This window comes from Photorhabdus africana, from assembly GCF_035181445.1.
In the GTDB taxonomy this organism is placed as follows: domain Bacteria; phylum Pseudomonadota; class Gammaproteobacteria; order Enterobacterales; family Enterobacteriaceae; genus Photorhabdus; species Photorhabdus laumondii.
The window spans coordinates 47,223-55,233 of the sequence record NZ_JAXBVE010000032.1 but is presented as its reverse complement, the minus strand read 5'-3'; the positions used below and the strand labels follow the sequence as shown (position 1 = coordinate 55,233).

The following is an 8,011-nucleotide window of genomic DNA, read 5'->3' as shown; positions in this document are numbered from 1 at the left end:
CGCGCGTTGGGTGTTTCTGGCCTTTGAAGGGATCAGCACCTTTGAATTTCAAGAACATAAAATGGTGACAGGAATGCAATCTTACCACCATGAGCTTTTGAGTTTATTAGGTGCACAATATAAAGCGGTTTATTCCTGAATTAGGTGCGGAATGAAGGATAAGAAAGAATTATTTGATTTATGTCGTGAAAAATTATCAGTACATAAGATACCCCAAAATATAGAAGTGAGAAGTTCATTACCAACTTCTTCAATGGAAAAAATTTTAAGAAAAATTAAATGAATATAGGTGATTATTATGATAACAAAAGATTATATTGAATTGAAACTTGCTCAAATGCTTAAAGAAATTCTTGAACTAGAAAGTGTTCCTGAGATAAAAATAGATAATTTAATAGAGCAATTTAATATTGATTCTATTGCAGCATTGGAATTATTGTTTAGAATAGAGCAAGAATTTCATATTCAGATTCCAGATGAGGAGTTAAGTGTTAATTTGATTAATTCTTTTCATGGTCTAGTTGTTTATATTGAAAGAAAATCTAATAAAAATTAGAAAATGCGTATATCAATACATCAGCCACATTATCTCCCTTGGTTGCCATTGATTTATAAGATTATAACTAGTGAGATATTTATTTTTTTAGACCATATCAATTACTCCAAGAATGATTGGGTAAATAGAAATAAACTAAAGAATGCTAATGGATCTTTTATTTTAACGATTCCTATAAAGAAAAAAAGCAGTAAGATAATTAAAGAAATATCTATTTATGGAGATGAATGGAAAGACAAACATCTAAAGGGATTTTATTATAACTATAATTCAGCAATGTATTTTGATGATATATTCCCATTTTTAAAGGAAGTATACCGAAGAGAGTGGGTACACGTATCTGAAATAAATTATACTATGCTAAAGTGGGTTATTAATTTTTTGAAGTCAGATGTAAGGGTCATAAAGTCTTCAGAGCTGGGATTATGTAGCATGAAAAACGATTTGTTAATTGATATTTGCAAGATCATAGGAGCAACAGAGTATATTGCTGGTAAATATGGATATGAAAATTATTTAGATCACCAACTTTTTGAAAAGAACGATATAAGTATAAGGCCAATAGAATGGAATTGTCCTATTTATACACAATGCTATGAAAATAAAGGTTTTATTCCTAATCTATCGATATTCGATTTACTTATGAATTATGGCTCGGATTCAAAAAGCATCTTGCTCCAAGGTGGTACATTGGAATATGCCATACGGTGTGACACTGATGATTCCGGGTAATTGCCTTACGTAGTGTCTGTTACAGTCGTTCAACATGGTTACCTTACAGCGAATATACTGGCTGATAAATCAATTCTAAATCTGACTAGGGTGATGTATTTCTGTTGTTCACTCAACTGCTAGTTAGCACCAATTTTGGGGGAAGATAAATGCCTACTCTATCTTTATAAAAAATCGGATATTCTGTACTGCGCTGGCACAGGGCATCATCATGATGTTTATCCCATGTTTTGTGAGTCGTTTTCTGTATCAGGAGTTGCTCATTTCCGGTTAGAGATTTGTTTTGATTTGGTGATTAATCAGATTGCTCAATTCGGACTGAGTTCCCTTCATGTGATTTATTATTTGGAATAGCTATTTAGCCCGTTTTGCTAACAGAGGACTCCTGTTTAACCGATATAATCTGCGATGGTTTACAATATTGGGGCATGTTGGGGTATTATCTTCAGTAATTAATTGGAGATGAGTAAAGCTATTGTGTGTTAGCGAATGAATGACGGAATTTAGAGAATGTGAATCAACAGTGTTACTATTAGTGGAGTGAGGATGGTTAATAAGTTGGGGCGGATAATGTGGAAGATCCTTGCCCATAACTCTAGATGTACCAGAAAGATTACGCCAGTGTCAGACTCTTTTAATCTGATATCAGGTAAACATTAACGCTTAATTCAGGGTGAATGTAGAAATGAAGAAATAACTATATATCAAGCGCAAAGTATGATTGAAATTTGGCCTGGAAGTAAAATAAGAGAAATGCTTTCTATATGTGATATATTCCTTTATCTTACACCTGATGATAGCTTGGAAGGATTTGCTAATGTAATTTCTGAAGCGATGGTTGCGGGTATTCCAGTGATTGCAGAAAAAAAAGGAGGGAATCCAGAACAGATTATTCATGGAAAAACCGGTTTTTTGTGTACTGGATATCGACAAGCAAGAGATTTTTGTCAGCTTCTTATTCAAGATGAGATTCTTCGTGTGAAAATGGGAGAGAATGCCAAAAAGCGCGGGGTAACGTTTGATCGCCATATAATGGGGAGATTATATGATCAAGTGTATTTTAATTTAGCAGAATTAAATGAATATTCAAGGTGAATAGATGAGTAAGCATATTGATTTTATAGGTAATTATTTTGAACATTTAGGCCCATACGATTGTTTCTTTAATGCACTTGTTTATTGGATGGAATATCATAATATATGTACTGATGAACTTCATACTTTTAACTTGGATATTTCTTATCATTCGCCAACAGAAATTTTTTCTGGAAGTGCCGAACCACATATATTTTTCATGTTCTTACAAGAATTTCTTCATATAGAGACAAATGTATATTATCTACAAGAGTTAAATGAAATTCCGCTAAATGAACTTTTTATTTTAGAATCCAATTCATATTTTTTTCAAATGAATTTGACTATTATCAGAGAGAAGATCATACAAAATATGTTGTTTCTAAACGAGTTGGGCCAAATAAATTTCTAATGTGGGATCCTTATGATAATGAAACTATTTTCTCATTTATTTCGGACTTGCGTAACAGAGATAAATTCAAGATCAACGGTTTTTATCTATCTAGATCGAGATACAAACCAAATACTTCAATGATAATTCCTTATCTGTTGAGTAAGGATTATATGAAAGAATATATTATTATTTTTAATCATGCGAGGAAGCGGATTTTATATATGAAGGAAAATAACTTTGATAAATTTCTTTTGAAGAATCATTACGTATTTAGAAAATTCTATGGTTGTTTTCGGGGTATTTTTATGGCAAGAGAGCGTCATTTCAGGAGCAAAACAACGTCGGAGAATGGAGTCGAAATTTTAACTGGATGGAACCGAGTACAGAAAAATATGACTAAATTTGGGTTGCAGTTTGAAAATAGTGTTAGTGAACTCATGATTTCTTTGGAACATGTTTTTGATAAAGAAATAAAATATTTGGATTCCTATAAATAATTTGTTAATGTGATATGGTTTTATCTAGTAAAATCTTGTTATTTCCTACATTTGTGATCCGAAAAATATACTATTGAGATATTCTTATCTGTATAAGTGGGAATTTAAATCTTGCTTTTATACCCGTCATCTTTCAAGTTGCCTCTTTGTTGGCGGCACTCACTCACCCCGGTCACATAGTTATCTATGCTCCCGGGGATTCGCTCCCTTGCCGCCGCGATGCATCTTGAAATCCATAGGGTATATATTAGTAAGTTATGTCGCCAAAACCCTTCGTGCCGCACGCTCTTCTGTCAATCGTTGGGTTGAGTGGTTTACATTATATTGGCTGGAAGGGTTTAAAAGTTTACCAGTCTATTCAGCGTGGTTGAATAAAATAGAACGGTTATGGCAATTACTACACGGGACAGTAACACGAAATCATTATTGTCAATTTATGTGCCAGTTGTTCAATTATGTTGATATCTTTTGGGAATCATTTTCATCGCAGAAAAAACTGGGAAGACAAAGAATGGGTGTAACACTATGATGAAATTTTATTTAATTATTCATTCCTGTTTTGTGAGGAAAGTTTTGCTACTTGTTTGTTAATGCTATTAAGCATAATTTCTATTTTGTTTTTTGTCCTTACCATTGTACCTAAGGTTAATTTTTTTCTCATTATTTTAGAAGAAAGTCCAGAAAGTCCCATTGCGTTATCGCCATAGTTTCTACGCATAAATGCGACCGCATCAGAGTGACTTTCATTGAGAACTTCACGGATACTATTGGTAAAATCTAATATATGTCTGGTTTTATCATCACTCAATCCTTCTAATGCCCTATGGTGTGATATAGCCAGATCAGCAAGTTTATAAGCAGGTAATTTTATTGGTAGTAATTTTTTCATAACTTCTGATGTTAATAAACTTCCGGCGGTGACTTTTAGATTATCTTTATTGAATTTCTTTTTTATTACCTTAGTGATGGGATTTTTATCGTAATTGTTGATATCAATTATCATGTTTCTTGTTTTAGGGTAAGGATGAGCTACTTTCAGCTTTTTATTTAATTTCCCAATCGTTGTATCATTAAGATAATTTAATCCTGTTCCGGCTAATGCGCCAATACCCGCGCCCGCTATAGTGCCAACACCTGGTGCTATAGCACTTCCTATGGCACCGCCAATAGCGCCGCCGGCTATACTGCTTCCGGTACTTAATAGTGTTTGTAGTGCGGTTGTCCCTATATTTTTAGCCACATTATTTCCAGCAGATTCAGGGGAGTCCATTGATTTTAAGGTCCAGTCTAATTGTGTTAAGTGACCTTTGACCACGACCATCCATTTGTAATATTCAGAAATGTTTTCTTCCCAGAATGCATTGTCCTGAATTTGATCTAAGTTAACGGAACTATATCCCATCATGGTATTTAAATCCGACCCGATTTCTAACGGAGCACTGTCTATATCATCATTAATAGAATGACTTGACTGTATTGTAAGCTCTTTAGCGCTATTTTTAAGATGGTTTTTATTTTCACTATATTTATTTTTTGGCATATTATCACCTAATGGTTTTATGATAAGAGAAATAGTGGTAATTTTTACCTATACTCGTCATCTTTCAAGTTGCCTCTTTGTTGACTGCACTCACTCACCCCGGTCACATAGTTTGCTATGCTCCCGGGGATTCGCTCCCTTGCCGCCGCGATGCATCTTGAAATCCGTAGGGTATATAATAATTAAAAATGGGTTTAAATTCCGATCAGTTTTTCAGAATCCTCTTTTGAGATAATAATGTTTATTCCATTGATCTTAACAATGGTTTCTTGACTATTTACCCATATGGAAAGGATATCTTTTATTTTAGCTAAATAAGTTGAATGGGTAATGCCCGAAACTTCAAGAATAATGTTTTCATTTTCCTGACCATCATTATTGTCTGTGGCGGATTGAGTGATCAGATTCACTTTATTAAGGGCAAGGCGAGCATCTTCTGTACCACCTAAGTCGGCACATAATTTATCTGTCAGAGCTTGATTTATTTGTGAGTTGTCCAGACTTAGTTTTTGAACCACAGAAGCGGATATTTTGCTGACTGGGATGACACTGTTTTCAATATTTTGGAGCTTCATTGGCACGGTAATGGAATAGAGTAAGGAGATGCGCGGGCGATTTCCCAGTGCTTGCCAAAAGTTACCTAGGCTGTTTAAATTTTCCTGTTGTGGAATAACCTTGGTATATGAACCGGGGATCCCGGTTAATTGGCGATTATTGATTAATGCATTTAAAACCCGCGTCATAATTTGTGCCGCCTGATTATCCGGTTGGCTATCTGGGCTGGAACTGTCACTTGAGGGTTTATTGGCATCCCAGTAAGTGATTAAATAGTTACAATTGATATTGACCCATCCCGGTAATAATGTGCTGGTTGCCGGGTTATAACGTCTTGCTTCGGCGGATCGTAATTGTAGATCTTCATGTATCTCATAAAGAAATACACTGACTGTCGGTTCTGATTGAATAGAGTTAATTTCAGGTAAATCAAAACGGATGTCGATGTTATTCTCTTTAGTATTTAAATACAGGGATAAAATAGTATTTAATGCTTTGTTAACTTCAATAATAGCATTGTCGTAAGCAATTATCGTTGTCATATTAGCTCCAATTTTATGAAATAGTTAAAATACCAATCTGCCAGTTTTGTTTAATTCAAGTATCACAGCTCGTTCTATATGTTCATTTTCAATTTGTTCACAATTATCATCTGCTGATAATATTGATGATAATAAGGCAATATTTCTGATATTCGCCCCGGTTAGGTCAGCTCGTTTAGCCAGATGTTCAAAATCAATTTCATCGGATAATTTAAGTTGTTTCGGCCAAATGATTTGCCACATTTTTTTACGTAATGTTTCGTCGGGATAAGTAAAACGAGTAATAAAGGTAAAGCGGCGATTAAACGCACTATCCAAATGGCTGCGATTATTGGTGGCTAAAATGACTAATCCCGGATAATCTTCTAATCGTTGTAACAGATAAGAAACTTCAATATTGGCATGTCTGTCTTGGGCATCTTTAGTTTCACTGCGTTTGCCAAATAAGGCATCAGCTTCGTCGAAAAATAGCACCCCAGAATCCGCTTCGGCCAAATCGAAAATATGCGCGATATTTTTTTCCGTTTCGCCAATATATTTATTCACCACAGTAGAGAGATCGACTTTAATCAGATCAACACCAAGCTGTTCGGCAATCACTTCTGCGGCCATTGTTTTTCCGGTTCCTGATTCACCGTAAAATAGCGCACTAATACCGGTACCATAACCTATTTTTTCTCGAAAGCCTGTTGCCAGAATTTGGTCACGGTAATTAATGGCGGCGATAATTTCTTTTAATTGCTGTGCTAATGTATCTGAAATCACTAAATCTTTAAAGCTGCGTTTGGGGGTGATTCTCTGGGCTAATTTGCCAAAGTTTTGTTGAGCGCGGTAATTTAATGCTTTACGTAGATCGGTTTCTTCTAATTGGCCTGATGGTTGCCGGAGTATTTGATATTGATGTGCTTCTTCAAGAATGAGTGGTAATGTTTCTGCTGTAAATGAAAAACGCTGACATAGCCGAGTCATATTGATTTTCTGAGTGGTATTATCCGGTAAATTTGCTTGCAGCATGGTTTTTCTATCCGCGAAGGTGAGTGTTGGCATATTAATTTGTACCATCGGCAGATGTTTAATCCACATTAATGAATCTTGTGGTTCTGTTAGACAAACTACGCGTAATTTGGGTTGATTGAGTAGGGTGGATAATTCGTTGTGCCATATTTTATTTTCTTGTGCTAATAAAGAGAAGTTGCGGATTAATAAACAAGCATTGTGTAGTCGGGTTTCCCGTATTGCATTCGTCAGCAAGTTAGCTATTTCAGTTGGGTTTTCTTCATCTGGCAGACGGGCTAAATCGAGAGTTAAAGTATTGATATCATGAGATGCCATAATATTACTGACCGCTAATTCTCTGGCGCTGTCCTGTTTTCCTCTAAGTATGACCAACGGGCGAATCTCTTCGGTTCCATTTAATAATATCTTTTCAAGTACATGATAAAGAGCTTGTGGATACCAAATTTGTGAGGCAGGAATGCTCCAATAAGCGCAGGTTGTTAGAGGCGGTAAAATAACCCGCTGACCTGATAGAAAATGCCAGACAGCATTGTGGGTTAAGAATTGCGTTTGTAACCAGATAGATTCTTCGTGATTATTGAGTCGTAATAATTGGTGACTGATTAACGGTGTTTGCGGCAGAAAGCTGTTTTGCAGTAATTGCCAATCATTTTGACGTTGGCTAAATAATTCAATTGTTAAAGCAAAACTGGGCCACTGTTTTTTGCTGTTACCATTTAGAGCAGCAAATAGTGAATGATAACGACTGTCAAAATGGGGTAATAAACCTAACAACAAGGCGTCGCGTTCAAATTCAGTGAGTTCAAAACGTTCGACCAATAGTGATAATGCATCAAAGGTAGGGTTTTCTTCGATTTCTGGATGCTTAATAATATCATCCGCTTTAGGTAGCCAATGAGGAACACCGAAGGGTACTGCCAGACGTTGTTCTACTTCATCTTCGGCAAGTAAAAAACTCTCCGGTAATGAATCGTATCGGTCTCTTTTCTGGTAATAATAGTGCTGCAATAGCAGGTCAATACGTTCCAGATGGGAATAAATCCAGCGTAATTCAGGCGTTATAGGTTGAAGTTCACCGTGGTTATTTGTCAGTAGGTAGTCCAT

The 8,011-nt window shown here is 35.5% G+C and carries 9 protein-coding genes and 2 pseudogenes; 8 read left to right on the top strand and 3 right to left on the bottom strand.

The window, feature by feature from the left end:
* The first annotated feature begins 151 nt into the window (after nucleotides 1-151).
* From SLS51_RS17050 to SLS51_RS17020, 8 genes and pseudogenes are all read left to right on the top strand, one after another.
* Nucleotides 152-283: a hypothetical protein gene (locus SLS51_RS17050; RefSeq protein WP_323839847.1), complete on the top strand. Its 132-nt coding sequence runs from the start codon at nucleotides 152-154 to the stop codon at nucleotides 281-283.
* Nucleotides 284-298: 15 nt separating this feature from the next.
* Nucleotides 299-556, top strand: a complete 258-nt coding sequence (locus SLS51_RS17045; protein WP_323839846.1) for an acyl carrier protein — start codon at nucleotides 299-301, stop codon at nucleotides 554-556.
* A gap of 3 nt (nucleotides 557-559) precedes the next feature.
* On the top strand, nucleotides 560-1,288 hold the full coding sequence (locus SLS51_RS17040) for a WbqC family protein (protein WP_323839845.1): 729 nt from the start codon (nucleotides 560-562) through the stop codon (nucleotides 1,286-1,288).
* Between the two features lie 717 nt (nucleotides 1,289-2,005).
* Nucleotides 2,006-2,383, top strand: a complete 378-nt coding sequence (locus SLS51_RS17035; protein WP_323839844.1) for a glycosyltransferase — start codon at nucleotides 2,006-2,008, stop codon at nucleotides 2,381-2,383.
* Nucleotides 2,384-2,387: 4 nt separating this feature from the next.
* Complete coding sequence (locus SLS51_RS17030; protein ID WP_323839843.1) at nucleotides 2,388-2,774, top strand: hypothetical protein; 387 nt, start codon at nucleotides 2,388-2,390, stop codon at nucleotides 2,772-2,774.
* Between the two features lie 152 nt (nucleotides 2,775-2,926).
* A complete protein-coding gene (locus tag SLS51_RS17025) occupies nucleotides 2,927-3,253 on the top strand; it encodes a hypothetical protein (protein ID WP_323839842.1) in 327 nt (108 codons plus the stop codon).
* Between the two features lie 250 nt (nucleotides 3,254-3,503).
* Nucleotides 3,504-3,605 (top strand): annotated as a pseudogene (locus SLS51_RS24705) (IS630 family transposase); the annotation flags it as partial.
* Nucleotides 3,600-3,782 (top strand): annotated as a pseudogene (locus tag SLS51_RS17020) (IS630 family transposase); the annotation flags it as partial. The pseudogenes SLS51_RS24705 and SLS51_RS17020, both read left to right, overlap by 6 nt.
* A gap of 15 nt (nucleotides 3,783-3,797) precedes the next feature.
* On the opposite strand, the gene SLS51_RS17015 reads toward SLS51_RS17020, so the two are convergent.
* The 3 genes from SLS51_RS17015 to SLS51_RS17005 all read right to left on the bottom strand — a co-directional run bounded on the left by SLS51_RS17015 (nucleotide 3,798) and on the right by SLS51_RS17005 (nucleotide 8,011).
* A complete protein-coding gene (locus SLS51_RS17015) occupies nucleotides 3,798-4,793 on the bottom strand; it encodes a hypothetical protein (protein ID WP_323839841.1) in 996 nt (331 codons plus the stop codon).
* Nucleotides 4,794-4,987: 194 nt separating this feature from the next.
* Complete coding sequence (locus SLS51_RS17010; protein ID WP_323839840.1) at nucleotides 4,988-5,890, bottom strand: Pvc16 family protein; 903 nt, start codon at nucleotides 5,888-5,890, stop codon at nucleotides 4,988-4,990.
* A gap of 24 nt (nucleotides 5,891-5,914) precedes the next feature.
* Nucleotides 5,915-8,011 (bottom strand): ATP-binding protein, encoded by a 2,097-nt coding sequence (locus tag SLS51_RS17005; RefSeq protein ID WP_323839839.1) that lies wholly within the window; start codon nucleotides 8,009-8,011, stop codon nucleotides 5,915-5,917.